This window comes from Hoylesella buccalis ATCC 35310, assembly GCF_000177075.1.
Taxonomy (GTDB): domain Bacteria; phylum Bacteroidota; class Bacteroidia; order Bacteroidales; family Bacteroidaceae; genus Prevotella; species Prevotella buccalis.
Genome location: NZ_ADEG01000090.1, coordinates 63968 through 84298, shown reverse-complemented (window position 1 = coordinate 84298; position 20331 = coordinate 63968). Strand labels below are relative to the sequence as shown.

Sequence of the window (20331 nt, the reverse complement as noted above, 5' to 3'; positions counted from 1 at the left end):
TTGTTTTGCTGTGATACTGCAAAGTTACAATATTCTTTTTACAAAGCCATGTGCATAGCATGACAAAGTAATGATGGTTTGTCGCCGAAGGTTAGTCATCCTTGAGTCGTCTGTTGGGCTCTTTGCTTTCAATCCAACTCCTGAGCAGCCACAGGGCATTGTTGTATGCGCGTTGGCTGATTTTGCGCGTGGGGAAATCCATTTTGACACCGATACTGAAGGCTGTCTTGAACTTTTCTGTCTCGTAAAGGCTGGGTTGTCCCGTAAAAGGACCGTTGATAAATCGCATATTTGCGCGTTGATGTCCGCCTAAACCAAAGCGGTAGTCCCAGTCGAGGCAGAGCGAAACGGTGCTGAAAAGGTGAATGTCAACGCCCAACTGTGGTATAATACTCAAGGCTGGGCATTGAATATCATGTTCCATATAAAGGGTTGTTCCGGGGTATCCTTCGGTGACCGCATAATTGCCTTTGCCCTGTGAGCGACTAAGGTTGAGAAAATTGGTTTGAAGGGAGGCGCCAACGTGCGGCTGGATGATCCATTTCTTGGGAAAAAAGTAATATTTGACACCGGCTGTGAGGCCCATGGTATTGATCTTTTTCAGTCCAATTCCGCTGGAAAAGCCGGTCAAAAGTCCGGCTTGTTCAAAGTACACACCTCCTGTTAAAGCCAGTCTTTGAGTGAGAAAATAATCACCGTTGAGTGAAAATAGGTTCCCTTCGTTGTCATTGGGAACATAGAAGGGTTGATTTTCTGGCGAATTGTCTCCTACGGAAGTCTTGCCCATTCCCAGTTGTAATCCCCATCGTTTGGGGGCGTCGTCATCACTTGCCGCTTTGATTGGTAACGAACAGAAAGCGACCATTGTTAAAATCAAGATGAAATATTGTTTCTTCATTTGTCGAAACTTATAGAAATAAATGTATGCAAAAGTAAATAAAAAGCGGAAAAGTATATGTCTGTTTCATCTGCTTTTCATGCTTTTTAACAGATTTATCACGGGTAGAGGGCAAAAAAAATATCATAACTCCATGGAGCTATGATACTGATGTGTTGTTAAATCCATTCAGACTTAATGTCTAAACTATTTGTTGGCGGTGCGTACGAGACTCGAACTCGTGACCTCCTGCGTGACAGGCAGGCATTCTAACCAACTGAACTAACGCACCAAGTGCATGGAGAAATGATTTGTTGGCGGTGCGTACGAGACTCGAACTCGTGACCTCCTGCGTGACAGGCAGGCATTCTAACCAACTGAACTAACGCACCTCAACTAATGCTGTCATTTCTGTTTGCGGATGCAAAGGTAATGCTTTTAATTGAAAAGTGACAAACAGATGTCAAGAATCATTCATAATTAATATATATTAACACATTGTCGAGATGATGAGGAACAACGATAAAAGTATCATACAGCCGGCTACCACCTTTTGATATTTCTTTTTGTCAACGTTCTTGATGAATCGCATGGCCAGGTAGTTGCCGACAATCATCGCCACAGCAATGCCAAGACCAGCAATGATAATATGCTCGTTAACCAGATTCAGCTTGCCATAAACCACGATTTTAACAACGTGCATCACCGTTGCTGCCGTGGCTTCACTGGCGATATAGGACACCGGACTTAAATCTAATGTGAGGAACACCGCACTACTTAGAGGTCCTGAAATACTCAACATGCCGTTGATGAATCCCGTGACGCAACCGCCCACGACCATGGTTGCAGGATGTTGTGGAAAGTGCAGCTTGCCACGGAGTTTCTGAATGGCAAACAGTATCAAGGCAAAGCCTACGATGATGGTCATGATATTTTTGGGCGCAATGGAGAAACCGTAAGCACCCAGTGCCGTGAGGGGGATGGATGGCAGCAAAAACCACAGCGTTTTTTTCCATTCAATGCTTTTCCATCCGATGACCGTGCGCGAGGCATTGCTCAGCAGTTGTGCGATGGTGCATACGGGAACGGCCACCTCTATGCCATAAACGGATGTGACGATGGGTAGCAGCAGCATGCCGCCACCAAACCCGATGGAACTGGAAAGCATGCCAGCCATGAGGCCTACGATGCTGAGAAGAATAATGGAAGTGTTCATTGCATTGAAGTTTTGCAAGTAGTTTTGCTGAATGTCAGGTCGCCTATGTGTTATTGTCCATCGGTTTTACGTTGTCTGGATAGGAGGACAATGTTGCGTGCATAGGCCACAAATCCGAATGATTGTCCAAGAATCAAGACCGGGTCGCGGCGAATGATACCGTATATAACGATGGTGCCACTACCTATCAGACTGATAATCCAAAAGCCGAGCGGGAGGAGGGAGGCATGGCGTCGGTAGGAATAGTACCATTGATAGACAAATCGAAGCGTGAAGATGAGTTGTCCCAGAGAGCCAATGACAAGTAAGTAGAGTGGTACTTGCGTGTTGTGAAAGAAGTTTTGCGTGAAGGAAGGGATGTCTGACAGCATGCCCACAACGGCTGCAACGGGAAGTAACCCAACGGCGATGCGCAAAAACCATGGCAGTCGTTGCCAGATTCCCTTTGTTTGCAGATTCCAGATATATATATAATAGGTGATGAGTTGGCCGAAAATAATGGAGAAGTCGTCGCGCAGCCAACCGTAAATGAAGAGTAATACGCTTCCCGTCAGGCTGAATATCCAAAAGATGTTGGGCGAAAGCACTTTCTTGGCACGCTCTGAAAGTATCCATTGTGTCAAGATGCGGGCGGAGAAGAATCCTTGGGCGATGAAGCCTATGGCATAGACAAGATAGGGATTCATAGGTTGTTGTCCTTGATTTGGTAGCGTATGTACCGCTGTTTCAGCCATCTAAATGCGAAACAGTCGGTCAATGGACCCACGAGTCTGTTAAGAAGATGATACTTGGATACGCCTGCTGTTCGGGGATAGTGACGCACAGGCATTTCCATGAATTTGCCCCCAACCAATGTCAACAGTGCTGGTAGAAAACGGTGCATGCCATTAAAAAAGGGCAAACGTTGCGCATAATCAGTCCACATCACTTTGAGTGGGCATCCCGTATCGGTAGCTGTGTCGCCTGTCATCATGCGGCGAAAGCCGTTAGCAAACTTGGATTGCAATTTCTTGAAGCCTGTATCTTTGCGCTCCGCTCGTATCCCTGAAACCAATTGGTAATCTTGCACGAAGGCCAATAACTTGTCAAAATCTTCTGGATTGGTCTGTAAGTCGGCATCGATGTAGCCTATATACCTGCTCTCTGCCATATCAATTCCGGCCTTCATGGCTGTGCTGAGTCCGTGATTAGCTTCAAAGGTGATGTAAAAGAAGTTCTGAAAGTCCAGACAAGCCTTTTTCATCATTTCCAAACTCCTGTCTTTCGAACCATCATCTACCAGTAGTACGCAGGTTTTCACCGGTGCCTTAGCAGTGTAAGCAGATAGTTGGCGCACCAATCTGTCCATGTTGTCTTCTTCGTTATAGATGGGAACGATAATGGTAAAGTCGTAGTTTTTTGTCTTGTTCATTGCTAATTCTTTTGGTCTCAATATATATATTTGTCCTTTTTATTTCAACGGATTCTCATCGGATAAGTACCAATCAACGAAGTGGCGGATGCCTTCTGCCAACTGATATTGCGGCCGGAAACCTGTTGCTGCTTCCAGTTTGGATGTGTCGGCGTAGGTTTGATATACGTCACCAGGTTGCATGGGCAGGAATATTTTCTTGGCCTTTTTGCCCAATGCATGCTCCAGTTCGCTGATAAAATCCAGCAATTGGATGGGATGCGAGCAACCGATGTTGAAAATATCATAGTGAATTCCATTTTGATTGGGGACTATTTCGGCATCCAAACAGCGCAGTGTACCTTCCACGATATCGTCGATGTAGGTGAAGTCGCGCAGCATTTGCCCTTGGTTGAATACCTTGATGGGCTCGTTTTTGCAGATGGCGTTGGCAAAAAGCATGGGCGCCATGTCTGGTCTTCCCCATGGTCCGTAGACCGTGAAATAACGAAGTCCAGTGGCTTTCAGTCCGTAAAGTTTGCAATAGCTATGCGCCATCAGCTCATCAGCCTTCTTGCTTGCGGCATAAAGACTGACGGGTGTGTCGGTCATATCATCTTCTCGGAACGGCACATGGCTGTTCAAACCATAGACAGAGCTGGATGAGGCGAATACCAATCGGTCAACATGATGATTACGGCAGCATTCCAATAGGTTGAAAAAACCATTTAAGTTGCTGTTGAGATAAGCTCTTGGGTTGGATATCGAATAGCGTACGCCTGCTTGGGCAGCCAAATTCACCACCTTGTCGAACGCATAACGACTGAAAAGTTGATCCATTTTCTGTTCATCACTAATGCTCATGCGGACGAAATGGCAATCGTAAGGCAGGGTAGTCTTGACAATATTCGACTCCCAACTGGCTTCATCCGAATTGATTCCGCATGCAGCAAGCCTGGCATATTTCAACCTTGTGTCGTAATAGTCGTTGATATTGTCAATTCCTATCACGCTGTCACCCCGTTCAGCCAATGCTTTCATCACGGCAGAACCAATAAAACCAGCTGCTCCTGTTACTAATATTCTCATATTTTTGAATGATCATTGGATGATTCCATTCAACTGAGGCATAGCCAATCCCGCAAAGAATAATGTGGAAAGAACGGCGTAAGCCACCAGATGAACCGAATGAATAACATCTTTTTTGTAGATGAGTTGATACAATGCCATCGCACTTATCGCCGACATGGCGATGGCTGCCACCATGACGAGAGGCGTGTTTAGAAAAGTAAAAGAGGGCTTCGTGCGTAAAAACAATAGGGCAGGAAATACCAAAATCAAAGGTATTTGAATAATACCTAACGACCAACGCACCCAAGATTCAGACTTGAATTGCTCCAAAAGATAAACGCACAGGAAGATAAGGAATGGAAATACCGGCAACAGATATATTTGTAGCTTGGAGCTGATGACGGACAAAAGCACCATACTGGATAGAACAATGCACAGAAAATATTGCGTCATTTCGTGCAAACGAATCTTTCTTATCCAAATCATCACCATGCCTCCGACGGCAAATAATGACCAAGGCAACCATTCATACCACATAGATACGAGATAATAGTAAAAAGGTTGTTCGTGATGAAACGAATCAACGGCACGATCAACGGTCTGATGAAACAGCAGATTGTTTAAATAATCTATTCCCGCTTCATGGTAAGTCATCCCAAACCACATGCTGCATCCCACGAAAAGCACAAGCCATGTCCGCCAACCCCACGCAGTTCCAAGCAGCTTCCACTGTCGTTTCCATACTAACCACGCCATTGTTGCGACAAGAGGGATGAGCAGTCCGAGGGGACCTTTGGTGAAAAGAGCCATGAACAGCCACAAACCAAACAACCATTGTTCACGCGGTAACTTGCATGCTTGTATCGCCATCAGCCAAAAAGAACGAAAAGCCAGCACCATGAACAGCACCATCAGCATGTCCATGCGTACAACCAATGCCGCCGCAGCAAAGTAAGCGGTGGTCATAAGCATCAAGGTGGCCGTCTTTCGATTTTGCTCTGAGAATAAATTGTTTATCCATGAAAGCATGATAGCGGTAATGCCACAAGCAGGAATAAACGAAAGCAGGCTCAACAAAATCATGTGGTGTCCACCCGATATCCAACGACAAAGCATCACCAACCATAGATAAAAAGGTGGCTTATCTGCATAAGGCTCTCCATGAAGTGTGAAGGAAAAGAAGTTACCTGACCTGATTGCTTCATCGGCAATGATGAGGTACCTGCCTTCATTCGCAGGAGTGAAGTCGCGCAAGATGAGAATCGGGAGAAAGGCCAGTATGATGACGAACCATATTTTCTTATCAATGTCTGGAGCTTTTGCGTCTATCATATACAATGTATATAAACATTAGTTAGCAGTGAAATGGCTGCTCCATCTTTTGAATTTTACAAAAACGGTGTGTATACAGCAATTCAAATGAAGTGATACTTCTCATAATGTTTTTGTGCTGAATGATTGAACCATGTTTTAGTATGACAAAGATACTTTATTTTTCAAAGAAATGCAAATGAATATTTGTAGTTTTTTGAATCTTCATATATATTTCATCATGGAAAGACCCATGGAAGGTTTATTTTTCTCCCTTACTACGATAAAACCAATAACCGATATTCATAGAACCGAATACCAAGCGAAAGAAAATCAAAACGTTTTTACTAAATACGTGACAACGTTCCATACAAAACAGAGTTATCGTTAATTAATTTGTTACTCAAGGTGATTTTATGTAACAAACAGCTTGTCATGATGTTATCAAGTATTTATTCGTCCTCTTTATCGTTAGCACATCGTTCCTTTGTAGGGCTCTCACAAGGTTTACAAATCAACTTGATGTGTCAATTTTCAACCATCATCTACCGAATGCGGGTATAGATACAAACCGTAACAGAAGCGTAAAATCGGTTGTTTATCCTCCTACCTTTGCAGCGTAAAACTTTAACAAGATAGTAATTATGGACAATCAAATCATTATTTGGAGTAGTGTTATTTTAATGTTAGGTGTCATCTTCATCATACGTGAAGCAGTTAAAATGAGAAGACACACCAAAGGACATAAATTCTTAGAGCTTTCAGATGAATTCGATATCTATAACTGGGACGAAGAATAATCAATTGCCAGTGGTTGATCAAACCAAGTCAATATGCCTGTTTCTTGCCGACTATGCCTCATGGCTTTATGGCTGTGGGGCGACCTGCACACGCATAAAGAAGAACGTAGACCGCATGGCCAAGGTGTGGAAGCTAAACATTGAAATGACTATTTTGCCGGGTAGTATCCATCTGGCACACTCTGATCCGGCAACGGGACAATCGAGCGTGTACTTCAAGAAGACGCCGGACACAGGTATCAGCTTTTACAAAAACACCCAACTGAGCAAACTCAGTTGGGCAGTTTCTGACGGACAAATACAGTTTGAGGAGGCTCAGACTGAGTTTGCACGCATCATTTCTGCGCCGTTTACCAACAAGTGTGTGGTGTTGTTCCTTGCTTCACTTGCAAATATGTCATTCTGCCGCTTGTTCGGTGGCGATTTGTTGGCCATGGTCATCGTCTTCGTGGCTACGCTGTTGGGCTTCCGATTGAAGCAGGTGTTGTTGGAAGAACATGTGGATGTCAAACTGGTTTTCATGGTTTGTGCTTTCTTTTCTGCCGTCATCGGAACGGCGGGATATGTCTTCGGACTGGGTGACAAGCCCGATGTGGCATTGGGTACCAGTGTTTTGTACCTCATACCAGGCATCCCGTATATCAACAGTCTTAGCGATCTTATACAAGGTCAGTATCTTGTGTCTTTCAGCAGATTCATGAATTCCATGATCCTTACGTTCTGCCTCTCTGTTGGATTGGCTGGTGGCATACTGCTGATGAATCTCAAAATGTTTTAATCGTATAGTTATGGCATTCTTTTTATGCGTTTTAGAAGACGCATTCTTTGGTGCTCTGGCAGGCATAGGATTTGCCAGTATCAGCAACCCACCGCACAATGCGTATCCTTATTGCGCCCTCATCTCAGCCGTAGGCCATGGCGTGAGATATTTCTTGATGAACAACGCCTATCACCCAGAGAGCCTTATCGTAGCCAGTTTCGTGGCCTCTTTGGTCATTGGCTTCATGGCAGTGGCACTGGCCAGAATGGCTAAGTGTCCACCTGAGACTTTCTCTTTCCCATCTCTCTTGCCGATGATTCCTGGTATGTATGCCTATCGAACTGTCGAGGCTTTGGTTATGTGTTTGTTTACACAGGATGAAGATTTATTCAATCATTATTTGTATCTTTGTACATCAAACGGATTCACTTGCGCTTTTGACATTTTAGGAATGGTGTTGGGTGCCACATTGCCCATCTTCTTCCTCAACAAGATATCCTATCGCGCTACCCGTCATGTAGATTGAATATGATGTAACAAACTGAAAGAGGTAAACTATGGAACTGAGACAAATAAAATACTTTCTCAAGGTGGCCGAATTGTTGAATTTCTCTGAGGCATCAAAGGCGCTGTTCATCACACAGAGCACCCTCTCTCAACAGATACGCCAGCTTGAGAACGAATTCGACACCATCTTGTTTGAGCGAAACAGTCACGAGGTTTCGCTCACCGAAGCCGGGCAACAATTCATGCGATATGCCCGAAAAGTGATGATTGATGTCGATGATTGCACGCAGAAGATGGACGACCTGAAGAACATGCTGACGGGCGAATTGAACATTGGCGTTACGTTCACGTTCAGTCCTTTGCTTACCGAGACCGTTCTCGAATTCATGAAACTGTACCCACATGTGCGCCTCAATGTTTTTTATAAAACCATGAGTGAGCTCATGGACATGTTGCAACGACGGGAAGTTGACTTTGTGCTGGCCTTCAAACCTACTGACAGAAACGATAAGATAGAGAGCCATGTGCTCTTCAACAACCATCTGTCCGTGGTGGTCAGTGAGCAACATCCATTGGCAAAGCGTAAGTCGCTGACCCTTGACGATTTGGTGTTGTACGATGCAGCCATGCCGGCACGCGGCTTGCAGGCTCGCAACTCGTTCGATGATATGATTCATAGCGTAAACAGCAAACTTAAAATCCGCGTTGAACTCAACGACGTGAGCATCTTGCTGAAGCTGATTAGACAAAGCAAGCTCATCACAATATTGGCCGAAGCCACCATTCATGATGAAGATGGCCTCGTTGCCATCCCGCTCGAAATGGCAGGCAATGATATGGAGGGATGCATCCATCTGCTCAAACAAGCCTATGTCAAAAATTCAGCACGCGAGTTTTATCGGCTCCTCAGTCAGTCAAGAGCCATTCTCAAATATTCCTCTTTGGCCAAATTGCTCTAAGTTTTTTCGTTCAAGAAGAGTAGAAACTGCGCCAGACGCTACCCATCAAATCGGGTGGAAGTTAAATACTCAAAAATGTATTTATCTTCCACCCGTTATATTTGGTGTTGTTTCTTTCTCGTAAAACTACGGCTCTGGATCTGCCTCTTCATCAACCATCTCGCTGCGTTCTTCTATCTTCATCTGAGCAACGGGCAATTGGCGATCGATTACGGTGCGGAACGAAATCATGGTTTCGCTTCCCGACAGTCCCAGGGGTTGCAATTTATCATAGATAATGCTCATCAGGTGATGATTGTTTGTGGCATATAGCTTGATGAACAAATCATAATCACCCGTTGGGCAATGGCATTCTACCACCTCCGGAATCTTCTTCAATTCGTCGGCCACTCGGTCAAAATCACTTGGATCTTTCAAGTGCAGACCAACGAAAGCGCAGGTTTCGTAGCCAATCTTCTCTGGATCGAATATGAATCCCGAACCCTTAATCACTCCCAAATTTATCAATTTTTGCACACGCTGATGAATGGCTGCTCCGCTAACGTTGCATGCGCGGGCAATCTCCAGAAATGGAGTCCGGGCATCCTCAGCAATCATAGTGAGAATCTTCTTATCTAATGCGTCTAGATTATGGTGTCCCATTTTTACTTTTATATATTTTAATTTTATGAATAATGTGCAAATATACTACAAAGTGTTGTTTTCCACAACGATTTAAATATTTTTTGTAATCAATGGTCATTTGGCGGTATTTTTTCTTGACAACCATCTTTCTTCTCCTTGGCTTATTTACAAACAAACTGGCTGCTGACCGAAAATACGCCGATAATGAGCGATGTTGATAAGCTATTGATTGTCAATATTTTATCTCCTTCATGCGTTGCTTCTCCTCGGTAGTTCACGTTGATTTCAGCCAAAGTCATTGCTTTTCAATACTAATTTGCATGCTTTAACGCTCCAATGTCATCTCTTTTGTGGTGTAAACTGATGCCTTTTGCCGTTTAATCTCATAGCTTTTGCGAGAAAAACTGCTTTTTTTAACCGAATCATCACTTGTTTGCTGCCTGTTTGCCTATTGATTTTTTCTAGATTGAAACTTTTGAAGAGCCATTTTTGGGGCATTATTTGCGTAAAATAATGTACAAATCGTGTCGTCCGTAGCACGCTCATCCATTTTTCAATAACCAATTCATGAAGATGAAAAGGTACGAACGTCCTGATTAGTCAAACTCCATTTTAATGTGATTCATTCACCAGAATGCTTACTTTTATGGAATTGATTAACCATTTCTTTGGTTTTATTTGTAAAATATGTTGTTTGTATTTTTATTCACTACTTTCATTTCTATTTCTATTTAATTATCGACGTTATTGGCGGTTGAATGGTTGTTAGAATGAAGTTTAAATGTCATTATATTTCAAAAATAATACCTTTACAATTCATTTTTTTTATTTACAGAATTAAACCTTTTTGTTGTACTCTCGTCATAACATAAAATCGACACAGTAATTTAACTAGACTTTAACTTAATAAAAGCGCTTGATTTTGGCCATTTTAATGGTAGTCTTGAGTTTAGAGGTTGACAACGCATATAGAAGCATGCCTAAGAAGGCACTATGCAACAATACGATACCCGTGGAGTAGGTGAACTACCCAATTGGGAAGAAATCGCTATATTGCCAGATAGCTCTTGCTAGAGATGGAGGATATTTCGTGACCATAATCAACTAAATGATTAGTTGCGCATAACAGTAGATAAAAACAAGAACTGAACTTTTATATATTTAAATGTGATTCAGTAGGAATTAGTTTGTAAGATCAGGATGATTCTGAGCGTCCCCTAAGTGATTAGCGGGCGCTTTTCTTTTTTTTGTCTTGTTTGTGTGCAATGAGTTTTTTGTCATTTTTTATTTGTACCTTTGCAAATGATGGGCGGTTCTGGTTTTCTTCCTGATGATGGGGGATGAAGCACAACACGCCACAAGTAAGTTATAAGATAGGAAACATTAAATATAGAATCAACTCATGCGATTGTATTTACGTTTATTTTTGGTTATAGTTGTAGGTTGTGGTATCGTGTCTTGTTCTGAAAAGAAACAAGATAAGAATATTATCACGCAGAAACCAAAGCCTGTCAAGCAGAAGGCTACGCAATCCATGAGCGACTACGAGCAGTCAATTCCTGTGGAATGGGTTGGCTCGGTGTATCATGTGAATGTATCAAGGCAAGCTGACTCTTCGCTACCGTTAGCGGATGATGGGGCAGGCAACAAATATTATGATAATAAGATAAAACTGTGTATCGTTCGAAAAGACCAAAGCGAATTCTATGGTAGGACGTTTACGAAAGCTGATTTTGTAAACTATGTTGATGAACTTTATCGTAAAAACAGCGCATTGTTAGGCATTGTTTTTGACAAGGTTGAAGGCAATAACCTCATTTTTGCAGTGAGTATCGGCTCGCCCGACAAAATGAGTGACGAGTATGTTCCTTTGGTTATGAAGATATCAAACCTTGGTGCTGTATCCATCCAGAAAGATACCCTGTTGGATACCGGTAACACGGAGGGTGAGGAATCGGAAGTTGATACAGAAGATGACGATGATGGTGTGTAGGGTAGACCATCATTTGGCAGCTTCGTACTGGCACATCTTTTCTTTGTTTCTATCCCCATGACTCCACGCCCAACGGCATTTCTTCATGAGGGTTGGGTGATTGCTTTGTTTGGTGTAACTTCTTTTTTGACATCTTTTCTGTTTATTCGCTAATCGGCATCCATTTTTTAGCTAGCACTTAAATCGTCATAAAGAATGATAATTCTTGTGGCTATTATTCGATTTTTGTTATCTTTGCATAAGATAGGCATCGCCTTAACAAAGTAAGTAAACTTCCTTTGCCTTCGGCTTGCACTATCTTTGCAAATAACGAACGGTGTGTGTTTTGGTAGAATACAGTTCTGTCATCTGCATGCTTCCTAAGTCTTTTATAAAAACAAGGGTTAAGGTATGAAAAAAATCATAATGATGTTGATAGCTTCTTTACTGATGCTGCCGTCTCACCTGATGGCAGACAGTTATACTATACTTTGGAAGCAGTATGAGCGAGCACAGCAAAAGGATCTACCTAAGACGTCCATGAATGTGCTGAAGAAGATTATAACCAAGGCACAGGCCGATAAACGATACGGCCATCTCTTGAAAGCTGAATTGCTACACGGCTCCCTCGCTAATCAGGTATCGCCCGATTCATTGACGGTTGAGGTAGAAAGACTGGTCGCCAGTATGCACAAGGCCGAGAAGCAAGATCCGGTTTTGGCTGCTGTTTATCAATCGTCGTTAGGTCGTCTATATCGGGAGAATGTCCAACTGTCGGACAACAGTAAGGAGTTGAGTGAGGAGTATTACCGCAAATCCTTGTCGCATCCCGACTTGTTGGCTGCTCATAAGGCCTCGGAGTATGTGCCCATGGTGATAGAAGGCATCGACAGTAAGATTTTCGGCAACGATCTCTTGCATGTATTGGGCATGGAGGCTGAGGCTTATGGGATGCTGCACGATTATTATCAAAAACAAAACAACCGTCCTGCAGCGTGCATCACGGCCTTGCTGCGCGTGCGACAAGATAGAGATGGGGACGTGATGCAGGTGAGGAAGTCGAAATATCTGCTGACCATCGATTCGTTGATTGACCACTATAAAGATCTCTCCGTGGCAGGTGAACTGGCCATCGAGCGCTATCGTTTTATGGAGCAGGCTGACGATGCTTCTGCCGAAAGCAAGATGAACTACATCAATTATGCACTGGCTCAATGGGGAGCGTGGCCTCGAATGAACATACTGCGTAACGCCAAGGCACGGCTGACGTTGCCAATGTTCCATCTCTCACTGGGAGAAAGCGTCCAAATTCCTCATCAGGAGCGGCAAGTGGTCATCATGCAAATCTGCAATATCGATCAGTTGGATATGTCGGTGTGGCGCCTTAATCTGAAAGGCGATACCTCACTTCATCCCAATGACCCACGCGACTATGCAAAAATCAAGACGCATATTGTTTCTAAAACACCGGTGTACACAGCCTCAAAGCGATACGTTGGATTGCCAGACTATCAAGTCATGCGCGACACGATGACCATCAAAGGCTTGCCAATCGGCGTGTATCTCGTGGAGATGACCACCAACAATAAGTCCATCAAGCCACAGCGTGCCTTGTTGCGGGTCAGCGATATGTATCTCATGTCACAGACACTGCCCAACAACCGGGTACGATTGGTTGCTGTGAGTGCAACCACAGGACAGCCATTGCCGAACGCTAAGATTAGAATCACAAACGGTAACAATTATGATAACAAACGTCATTCCCAAACCTTGACCTGCAATGAGCAAGGTGAGGCGGTGTACGAAATGGGTAGGTCGTCCAATCAATCCATTTATCCTTATACAGATGAAGATCAAGCTTGTGCGGAAACTTATTTCAATGCTTATGGACAATTCTCAAAAGATCGAATACCAGTTCGCCCGCAGGTTGAGCTTTATACGGATCGAAGCATCTATCGTCCTGGACAGACCGTACATGCTGCAGCCATTGTTTACCGAAGGGTGGATGATGAACGTACAGAGGCAGTTGCCCATCAGACCATGACTTTGACGTTGCGTGATGCCAATTATAAAGTTGTAGCCACAAAAGAGGTGGTCACGGACGATTTTGGAACCGCTTCAACCGACTTTGTTTTGCCATCCTCTGGACTTACTGGCATGTTCTCATTGCGCACAAACTTTGGCAATAACGGTTACGTATACTTTTCTGTCGAAGAATATAAACGTCCTACCTTCCAGGTCTCTTTCGATGAAGTGAAAGAGAAATATCAAACCGGTGACACTGTGAATGTGGTTGGACATGTGAAGAGTTTCGCTGGTGTTCCTGTCCAATCAGCCAAAGTTAAGTACACAGTTGTGCGCAGACCTGCCATGTGGTGGTTCTATCGTATGAATAAAGACCGGGAAGTTATGGTCGCCAAAGACACCTTGGTGACTGACAGTGACGGACGCTTCACGGTTCCTGTGCCGATGGAAATGCCCGATGATTACAGCCATCACGTTGCCCGTTACTATTCGTTCGAGGTTCATGTCGATGTCACTGACGCTGGCGGAGAGAGCCATTCGGCTGAAACTCGTCTACCATTGAGCGACAAACCAACCTTGCTCACCTGCAATTTGCCGGCTCAAAGCTTGCGAGACAGCATCCCATCTGTTACCTTCAGGTACATCAATAATGCAGGTCAGCCTGTCGAAGGACAAGTAAATTATACGATAGATGGGCATGCTTATTCAGTAAAAACCAATGAGCCGACCGTTCAGGGGTTGAAGAATCTGTCTTCGGGCGAGCATCATTTAGTCGCCATTTGCGGCAATGATACGCTTGAACAGACGTTTGTCATCTTCTCTCTTGATGACAAGAAACCCGTTGTCAAGACCTCCGATTTCTTTTATGTCACATCAGACACCTTCCCACACAAGGGTAGACCGGTGTATCTGTTGTTTGGTTCGTCTGACATGCAGGTGCATGTGGTGTACACAATGATTGCTGGCGACCGTGTCATTGATAGCGGAACGCTTGAAATCAACAACCAGCTGATCAAGAAGAAGCTGACTTATTCGCCCCAATATGACAAGGGATTGCTTGTCAACTACGCATGGGTGAAGAATGGTAAGCTATACAGTCATCGTCAGATGATACAAAAACCGCAGCCCGACAAGCGGTTGATGGTAGCATGGAAGACTTTCCGCAATCGCCTCACCCCAGGGCAAAAGGAGGAGTGGTCGTTGCAAATTACCAAGCCAGATGGCTCGCCAGCGCAGGCTCAGTTGATGGCTGTGTTGTTCGACCAAACGCTCAATGAAATCAGAAAACACGATTGGAGGTTCAATACGACCTACCATCCAGCCTTGCCTTTTACCCAATGGAGCGGGTTAAACTTTACTGAAGCTGTTCTCTATGGTGATGCTCCCGTTGCGTCTCTTCGTGAACGGAATCTTGATTTCAGTCGTTTTGACGAGGTGTTTGCAATCGACCCCAGAGGGGAGGTGCTCTTGGCAGCCCTTGAGGGCAGGCTGTATGGAAGCCGTGCGATGAAGGCCATGCCTATGTCTGCGACGGCCAAGCAGTCTGGTGGCATGGTGCTGAAAGCGACAGCTGAAGGGAGCAATGCAAGGGAAGCATCTGATGATGACACCGCTTCGCCAGCTTTGGCAGAGGCATCTCAGCCCCAACAACCTGCCTCACGAATGAGCGTTCGCGAGAACTTGAGCGAGACAGCCTTCTTCTTCCCGGCCTTGCTGTCTGACGACAAAGGCAATGTGAGCTTGAGGTTTACCTTGCCGGAGAGTGTCACCACATGGCAGTTCATGGGCCTTGCGCACGACAAGGCGATGCGTCATGGCATGCTCAAGGACGAGATTGTGGCGCAAAAGACCGTCATGGTGCAGCCCAATATGCCGCGTTTTGTGCGTATGGGCGATCATGCCACGCTGTCGACGCGCATCATCAGCACCTCTAAACGGGTGGTGGAAGGCACCGTGCAACTGGAGTTGATCAACCCTGAAACCGAGGGTGTGGTGTTCAGTAAACAGCAGACCTGCCGTCTACAGCCCGATACCACCGTTTCGGTTGTCTTCGATTTCGACGTAATCCGTCTGCTTGCCGCCCATCCGCAGCTGTCGTTGCTCATCGCACGCGTCACGGTAAGCGGTAAGGGATACAGCGATGGCGAACAGCATTACCTGCCCATTCTGCCCGCGAAGGAATGGGTGACCACCACTGTACCATTTACGCAGCATGCCCCTGGCACCAAGACGATTGACTTGAAACAGCTCTTCCCCGTGGATGATGCTGCCAATCGGCTGACCATCGAATACACTAACAACCCGGCATGGCTTATGGTTCAGGCACTTCCATCGATGGGAACGCCTGACGCCGACAATGCCATCAGTCTGGCAGCAGCCTATTATGCCAACAGCATTGGGCGTTATCTGTTGAACGAAGCACCGCAACTGAAGTCGACCATCAGCCTGTGGAAGCAGGAAAAGGGTAGTGATACCTCGCTCATGAGTAGTCTGGAAAAGAACCAATCACTCAAAACAATGGTGCTTGAGGAAACGCCTTGGGTGGCCGATGCAAACCGTGAGAGCGAGCAGAAGCAGCAACTGGTCACTTTTTTCGACCCAAACACGATGGACTACCGATTGAACTCTGTCCTCGACAAGCTGTCAAAACTGCAAAATCCTGACGGCTCTTTCAGTTGGTGGAAGGGCATGTCGGGCAGTCGTTACATGACAACGGCGGTAGTCAAGATGTTGGTTCGGTTGAATGCGCTCATTGGTAAGCAGCAGGTAACAACGCCAATCATCCGGCAGGCTCTTGCATATTTGGATAAGAAGGCGGCTGAGGAGGTGGTTCAGTTGAAAGAATTGAAAGCAAAAGGAAGCAAGAATCTGGCTCCCAGTGAGGCGGCTTGCGACTATTTGTACATCCATGCGTTGGCTGAAAGACCATCGACCTCCACCGTTAAATACCTTGTTGACTTGCTCGCCAAGAAGCCTTCGGCATTGACGATCTATGGGAAAGCCAATTCAGCGATTATACTTTCACAGTATGGTAAACACGAATTGGCCAAGGAATACCTGCAAAGCGTGCAGGAATACAGTGTGTACAAAGAGGAAATGGGACGCTATTTCGACACGCCGCGCGCCCAGTATACCTGGTGCGACTATCGCATACCGTCTCAGGTGGCAGCCATCGAGGCCACCAAACGTCTGCGTCCTGGCGACCCCAGCATTGAGGAAATGCAACGCTGGCTGCTGCAATCCAAGCGCACACAGGCTTGGGATACGCCCATTAACAGCGTGAATGCGGTGTTTGCCTTCTTGCAAGGTGCCACCGAAAAGCTCACCCAGTCGTCCCAAGATGCCGTTATCAAGATAGACAACCAGCCTGTTGACCTGCCTAAGGCCACCGCAGGACTGGGTTATGTCAAGGTGTCGAAGCCGGGCAAGGATGTGCGAACGCTTGCTGTGAACAAGACTTCAGCCGGCACATCATGGGGAGCTGTGTACGCACAGTTCATGCAGAAGTCCACCGAAGTGGCCAGTCAGTCGTCTGGAATTAAGGTAACGCGTACCTTATTATATAATGGTAAGCCTGCAACGAATCTGAAGGTGGGCGACAGGGTGACCGTGAGAATCGAGATAGAAGCCGACCGCGACTACGACTTCGTGCAGCTACAGGATAAGCGTGCGGCATGTCTTGAGCCGATAGGTCAGTTGAGTGGCTATCATCTAGGCTACTACTGTGCACCAAAAGACAATGCCACCAACTATTATTTCGACCGCCTCGGCAAAGGAAAACATCGCATAGAAACAGACTATTACATAGACAGAGCCGGTACCTACCAAACGGGCATTTGCACCATTCAGTGTGCTTACAGTCCGGAGTACAATGGTAGGGAGGCTGCCAAAACTTTGAATATACAATAAAAGATGAATCGAAAACTCATGATATTCGCGCTCATGGCGCTTCCACTCCTGTCTTCTGCGCAGCAGATGACAGCCGTCAACGAGGTGATAGATTGCGGACAAGTCGTTTATAAGGCTCCCGTGACGGTGGCGTATGACATCAGGAACACCAGTGAAAAGCCGCTCGCTATCAGCAAAGTGCTGACCAGTTGCGGCTGCACCTCTGTAGATTATCCTCGCCAAGCCATCGCTTCACACGGCTCAGCTGTCGTGAAAGTCACCTATGACGCCAAACAAATGGGAACTTTCAACAAGCTGGTTCGCATTTACAGCAATGGCGCTGCCGCTCCTTTGGAGTTGACCTTGAAGGGTAAAGTCGTAGATGAAATCATTGATTTCAGTGGGTCTTATCCCTTTACTTTAGGCATGTTGCAAACCGATGTCAACAACATCGAGTTTGATGATGTGAATCGTGGCGAGCGTCCGCAGGCTAAGATACACATCAAGAACAACACGACGCAGATGGCACAGCCCATCTTGATGCATCTACCCAACTATCTTTCAGCCGACGTGTCACCCTCACGCATTGCTCCAGGTCGTGCCGGAGTGGCAACCATCACCTTGAATTCCAAGCTGATACGCGACTACGGACTGACCCAGACGTCCATCTATATGGGGTTTGTTCCGGGTGATAAAGTGAATCCCGACAATGAGTTGACTGTCTCAGCTGTGCTTCTACCTGAATTCGATGATCAGGCAACAGCCGAGCACATGCCCCAACCGAAGATGCAGCTCTCTGCAACCAAGTTGGATTTGGGCACCTTTGGGCGTAAGAAAAAGCTGAAAGGACAAATCTTCATCCAAAACATTGGGAAGAGCAAACTCGAGATAGAGAGCGTGCAGATGTTCACGGGAGGTTTGCAGATATCGCTCAATAAGTCGAAATTGGAGCCTGGCCAGACCGCCAAACTCAAAGTGACGGCTATCGCAGCGCAATTGAAAAAAGCTAAGAGTAAACCACGTATTTTGATGATTACCAACGACCCGGAGTTGCCTAAGGTGATTATTGATATCCATGTGAACTGATTTTCCGATGGTACAAATAGAAATTGATAGTGGCAGTGGCTTTTGTTTCGGCGTGACAACGGCCATACAGAAAGCGCAGGAAGAGTTAGCTAAGGGTGAAACGCTGTACTGCTTGGGCGATATTGTGCACAATGGTATTGAAGTGAAGCGTCTGCATGAACGCGGACTGGTGACCATTAACCACGATGATTTACGCCAACTGCACGATGTGAAAGTGTTGTTGAGGGCACATGGAGAACCCCCCGAAACCTACGAATTGGCTCGAAAAAACAACATCGAGATTATAGATGCCACCTGTCCGGTGGTGCTGGCGTTGCAACGTCGCATTAAAAAACAATACGAAAATCATCCTGATGCGCAAATTGTGATCTTCGGAAAGACTGGTCATGCCGAAGTGTTGGGCTTAGTAGGTCAAACCCAAAGCAATGCGATTGTGATAGAAAAGGTAGACGACGTGAAGCTGTTGGACTTCTCACGCGACATTTATTTGTATTCTCAAACCACCAAGAGCCTCGATGAGTTTCATCGGGTGATTGATTACATACAATCGCACATCTCGCCCGATGCCGTCTTTCGCAGCTTCGATACCATTTGTAGACAGGTGGCAAACCGTATGCCCAACATTGCTAACTTTGCGTCTAAGCATGATTTGATACTCTTCATGAGTGGACGAAAGAGTTCGAATGGGCGTGTCTTATTCAAAGAGTGTAAGCGTGTGAACCCCAATAGTTACCATATAGAGGATGTAGACGAAATCGATTTCGATTGGTTGCAAGGTGTTAATACCATTGGCATTTGTGGGGCTACCAGCACGCCTAAGTGGCTCATGGAGAAGTGTCGGGATTATATCTTGCAGAAGCTGGGGCAGTAAAGGAGTTAACTGGAGTTATCTGGAGTTAAGCGGGAGTTATCGGACAAATGTCTGTTTATCATGCGAAGGAGTTAACTGGAGTTATTAGGAGTTAAGAGTGAGTAAACAGACATTTGTCCGATATCTCCGCTTAACTCCCTTTTTACTCCCGCTAACTCCTGGCTCCAAGCTATAAATCACACAAATCTTTTACCACTTCACCCCCAACAATCAGTCCTGCGGTGGCAGGAACAAACGCATTGCTGGCTGGTACCGACCGCTTTTTATTGGTAACGATTGGTGCTGATAATGCGGATTCTGGTGCTGATGAGGCCTCTTTGGTTGGCGCTATGGGAAACGGCTTTTGGGGCTGTTCGTCACTATAAACCACCTTGAGGTGGGCAATTCCCAACTTTCTAAGTTTCTTTCTGATAACCTTTGCCAGCGGATCCATCTGCGTTTTGCTGATGTCTGCCACCTTAAAACGAGTGGCATCCATCTTGTTGGCTGCCCCCATACAGGCAATCATGGGTATGTGCAGCGCGTCACATTGTTTGATAATCTCCAGTTTGGCGGCCATGGTATCAATGCAATCTACCACATAATCGCAAGCTGACAGGTCAATTTCATGTGCTGTTTCTGGCAAATAAAACAGTGCATGCGCATGCACTTTGCAGTGGGGATTGATGTCTAAGATGCGCTTTCGCGCCACCTCCACCTTCTTTTGCCCGAGGGTTGAATGCAATGCCACCAGTTGTCGGTTGATGTTCGAGAGGCTTACCTCGTCGTTATCTACCAAACTGATTTCTCCAACTCCGCTGCGCGCCAGCACTTCCACCACATAACTGCCCACGCCGCCCACGCCAAAAACCATGACATGCGATTGGCTTAGCTTTTCCAGGGCCGCGGTGCCAAAGAGCATTTCGGTTCGGGTAAACTGATTTTCCATATCCTGTTTCTTTATTCCGTGTGCAAAGTTAGCGATTTTATCCCAC

Annotated in this window: 15 protein-coding genes and 2 tRNA genes; 7 read left to right on the top strand and 10 right to left on the bottom strand. The window is 45.6% G+C overall.

Features of this window, described 5'->3' with window-relative positions; translation table 11 throughout:
• Window positions 1-91: 91 nt before the first annotated feature.
• From HMPREF0650_RS09895 to HMPREF0650_RS09860, 8 genes are all read right to left on the bottom strand, one after another.
• Window positions 92-898, bottom strand: coding sequence for an outer membrane beta-barrel protein (locus tag HMPREF0650_RS09895; protein WP_004350502.1), 807 nt, complete (start codon window positions 896-898; stop codon window positions 92-94).
• A gap of 194 nt (window positions 899-1092) precedes the next feature.
• Window positions 1093-1169 (bottom strand) — tRNA-Asp (locus tag HMPREF0650_RS09890).
• 23 nt (window positions 1170-1192) lie between these two features.
• Window positions 1193-1269 (bottom strand) — tRNA-Asp (locus tag HMPREF0650_RS09885).
• Between the two features lie 98 nt (window positions 1270-1367).
• Window positions 1368-2093 (bottom strand): sulfite exporter TauE/SafE family protein, encoded by a 726-nt coding sequence (locus HMPREF0650_RS09880; protein ID WP_155813630.1) that lies wholly within the window; start codon window positions 2091-2093, stop codon window positions 1368-1370.
• A 50-nt stretch (window positions 2094-2143) separates the two neighbouring features.
• Window positions 2144-2779 (bottom strand): lipid-A-disaccharide synthase N-terminal domain-containing protein, encoded by a 636-nt coding sequence (locus tag HMPREF0650_RS09875; RefSeq protein ID WP_004350500.1) that lies wholly within the window; start codon window positions 2777-2779, stop codon window positions 2144-2146.
• Complete coding sequence (locus tag HMPREF0650_RS09870; protein ID WP_004350499.1) at window positions 2776-3504, bottom strand: glycosyltransferase family 2 protein; 729 nt, start codon at window positions 3502-3504, stop codon at window positions 2776-2778. Before HMPREF0650_RS09870 ends, HMPREF0650_RS09875 begins: the two co-directional genes overlap by 4 nt.
• 39 nt (window positions 3505-3543) lie before the next feature.
• The gene (locus HMPREF0650_RS09865; protein ID WP_004350498.1) at window positions 3544-4572 is read right to left on the bottom strand and encodes an NAD-dependent epimerase/dehydratase family protein; all 1029 of its coding nucleotides are present in this window, start codon (window positions 4570-4572) and stop codon (window positions 3544-3546) included.
• A gap of 12 nt (window positions 4573-4584) precedes the next feature.
• On the bottom strand, window positions 4585-5886 hold the full coding sequence (locus HMPREF0650_RS09860) for an ArnT family glycosyltransferase (RefSeq protein ID WP_004350497.1): 1302 nt from the start codon (window positions 5884-5886) through the stop codon (window positions 4585-4587).
• Window positions 5887-6630: 744 nt separating this feature from the next.
• Here HMPREF0650_RS09860 and HMPREF0650_RS09850 point away from each other — a divergent pair.
• Genes HMPREF0650_RS09850 through HMPREF0650_RS09840 form a run of 3 tightly spaced genes read left to right on the top strand, consistent with a single transcriptional unit; the run spans window position 6631 to window position 8891 of the window.
• Window positions 6631-7443: a threonine/serine exporter family protein gene (locus HMPREF0650_RS09850; protein WP_081454887.1), complete on the top strand. Its 813-nt coding sequence runs from the start codon at window positions 6631-6633 to the stop codon at window positions 7441-7443.
• Between the two features lie 10 nt (window positions 7444-7453).
• The gene (locus tag HMPREF0650_RS09845; RefSeq protein ID WP_004350494.1) at window positions 7454-7951 is read left to right on the top strand and encodes a threonine/serine exporter family protein; all 498 of its coding nucleotides are present in this window, start codon (window positions 7454-7456) and stop codon (window positions 7949-7951) included.
• A 31-nt stretch (window positions 7952-7982) separates the two neighbouring features.
• Window positions 7983-8891 carry a LysR substrate-binding domain-containing protein gene (locus tag HMPREF0650_RS09840; RefSeq protein WP_004350493.1) on the top strand — a complete coding sequence of 303 codons (909 nt, stop codon included), beginning with the start codon at window positions 7983-7985 and terminating at the stop codon, window positions 8889-8891.
• 126 nt (window positions 8892-9017) lie between these two features.
• On the opposite strand, the gene HMPREF0650_RS09835 is transcribed toward HMPREF0650_RS09840, so the two are convergent.
• Entirely contained in the window at window positions 9018-9533 is a 516-nt protein-coding gene (locus tag HMPREF0650_RS09835) for an Lrp/AsnC family transcriptional regulator (RefSeq protein ID WP_004350492.1), read from the bottom strand.
• A gap of 1384 nt (window positions 9534-10917) precedes the next feature.
• Between HMPREF0650_RS09835 and HMPREF0650_RS09825 the strand changes: the two genes are divergently transcribed.
• The 4 genes from HMPREF0650_RS09825 to HMPREF0650_RS09810 all read left to right on the top strand — a co-directional run bounded on the left by HMPREF0650_RS09825 (window position 10918) and on the right by HMPREF0650_RS09810 (window position 19357).
• Window positions 10918-11508 carry a DUF4738 domain-containing protein gene (locus tag HMPREF0650_RS09825; protein ID WP_004350490.1) on the top strand — a complete coding sequence of 197 codons (591 nt, stop codon included), beginning with the start codon at window positions 10918-10920 and terminating at the stop codon, window positions 11506-11508.
• Between the two features lie 390 nt (window positions 11509-11898).
• Entirely contained in the window at window positions 11899-17421 is a 5523-nt protein-coding gene (locus HMPREF0650_RS09820) for an alpha-2-macroglobulin family protein (protein ID WP_040563120.1), read from the top strand.
• Between the two features lie 3 nt (window positions 17422-17424).
• Complete coding sequence (locus tag HMPREF0650_RS09815) at window positions 17425-18486, top strand: DUF1573 domain-containing protein (protein ID WP_004350486.1); 1062 nt, start codon at window positions 17425-17427, stop codon at window positions 18484-18486.
• A 7-nt stretch (window positions 18487-18493) separates the two neighbouring features.
• A complete protein-coding gene (locus HMPREF0650_RS09810; RefSeq protein ID WP_004350485.1) occupies window positions 18494-19357 on the top strand; it encodes a 4-hydroxy-3-methylbut-2-enyl diphosphate reductase in 864 nt (287 codons plus the stop codon).
• Window positions 19358-19526: 169 nt separating this feature from the next.
• Here HMPREF0650_RS09810 and HMPREF0650_RS09805 read toward each other — a convergent pair whose 3' ends face one another.
• Window positions 19527-20285 carry a tRNA threonylcarbamoyladenosine dehydratase gene (locus HMPREF0650_RS09805; protein ID WP_004350484.1) on the bottom strand — a complete coding sequence of 253 codons (759 nt, stop codon included), beginning with the start codon at window positions 20283-20285 and terminating at the stop codon, window positions 19527-19529.
• Window positions 20286-20331: the final 46 nt, after the last annotated feature.

Excerpts from the sequence above, each read along its gene's own strand:
- HMPREF0650_RS09835 (WP_004350492.1), bottom strand. The coding sequence starts at position 9,533 with ATGGGACACCATAATCTAGACGCATTAGATAAGAAGATTCTCACTATG.
- HMPREF0650_RS09860 (WP_004350497.1), bottom strand. The coding sequence starts at position 5,886 with ATGATAGACGCAAAAGCTCCAGACATTGATAAGAAAATATGGTTCGTC.
- HMPREF0650_RS09805 (WP_004350484.1), bottom strand. The coding sequence starts at position 20,285 with ATGGAAAATCAGTTTACCCGAACCGAAATGCTCTTTGGCACCGCGGCC.
- HMPREF0650_RS09815 (WP_004350486.1), top strand. The coding sequence starts at position 17,425 with ATGAATCGAAAACTCATGATATTCGCGCTCATGGCGCTTCCACTCCTG.
- HMPREF0650_RS09840 (WP_004350493.1), top strand. The coding sequence starts at position 7,983 with ATGGAACTGAGACAAATAAAATACTTTCTCAAGGTGGCCGAATTGTTG.
- HMPREF0650_RS09845 (WP_004350494.1), top strand. The coding sequence starts at position 7,454 with ATGGCATTCTTTTTATGCGTTTTAGAAGACGCATTCTTTGGTGCTCTG.
- HMPREF0650_RS09895 (WP_004350502.1), bottom strand. The coding sequence starts at position 898 with ATGAAGAAACAATATTTCATCTTGATTTTAACAATGGTCGCTTTCTGT.
- HMPREF0650_RS09810 (WP_004350485.1), top strand. The coding sequence starts at position 18,494 with ATGGTACAAATAGAAATTGATAGTGGCAGTGGCTTTTGTTTCGGCGTG.
- HMPREF0650_RS09865 (WP_004350498.1), bottom strand. The coding sequence starts at position 4,572 with ATGAGAATATTAGTAACAGGAGCAGCTGGTTTTATTGGTTCTGCCGTG.
- HMPREF0650_RS09825 (WP_004350490.1), top strand. The coding sequence starts at position 10,918 with ATGCGATTGTATTTACGTTTATTTTTGGTTATAGTTGTAGGTTGTGGT.
- HMPREF0650_RS09880 (WP_155813630.1), bottom strand. The coding sequence starts at position 2,093 with ATGAACACTTCCATTATTCTTCTCAGCATCGTAGGCCTCATGGCTGGC.
- HMPREF0650_RS09850 (WP_081454887.1), top strand. The coding sequence starts at position 6,631 with ATGAATTCGATATCTATAACTGGGACGAAGAATAATCAATTGCCAGTG.
- HMPREF0650_RS09820 (WP_040563120.1), top strand. The coding sequence starts at position 11,899 with ATGAAAAAAATCATAATGATGTTGATAGCTTCTTTACTGATGCTGCCG.
- HMPREF0650_RS09870 (WP_004350499.1), bottom strand. The coding sequence starts at position 3,504 with ATGAACAAGACAAAAAACTACGACTTTACCATTATCGTTCCCATCTAT.
- HMPREF0650_RS09875 (WP_004350500.1), bottom strand. The coding sequence starts at position 2,779 with ATGAATCCCTATCTTGTCTATGCCATAGGCTTCATCGCCCAAGGATTC.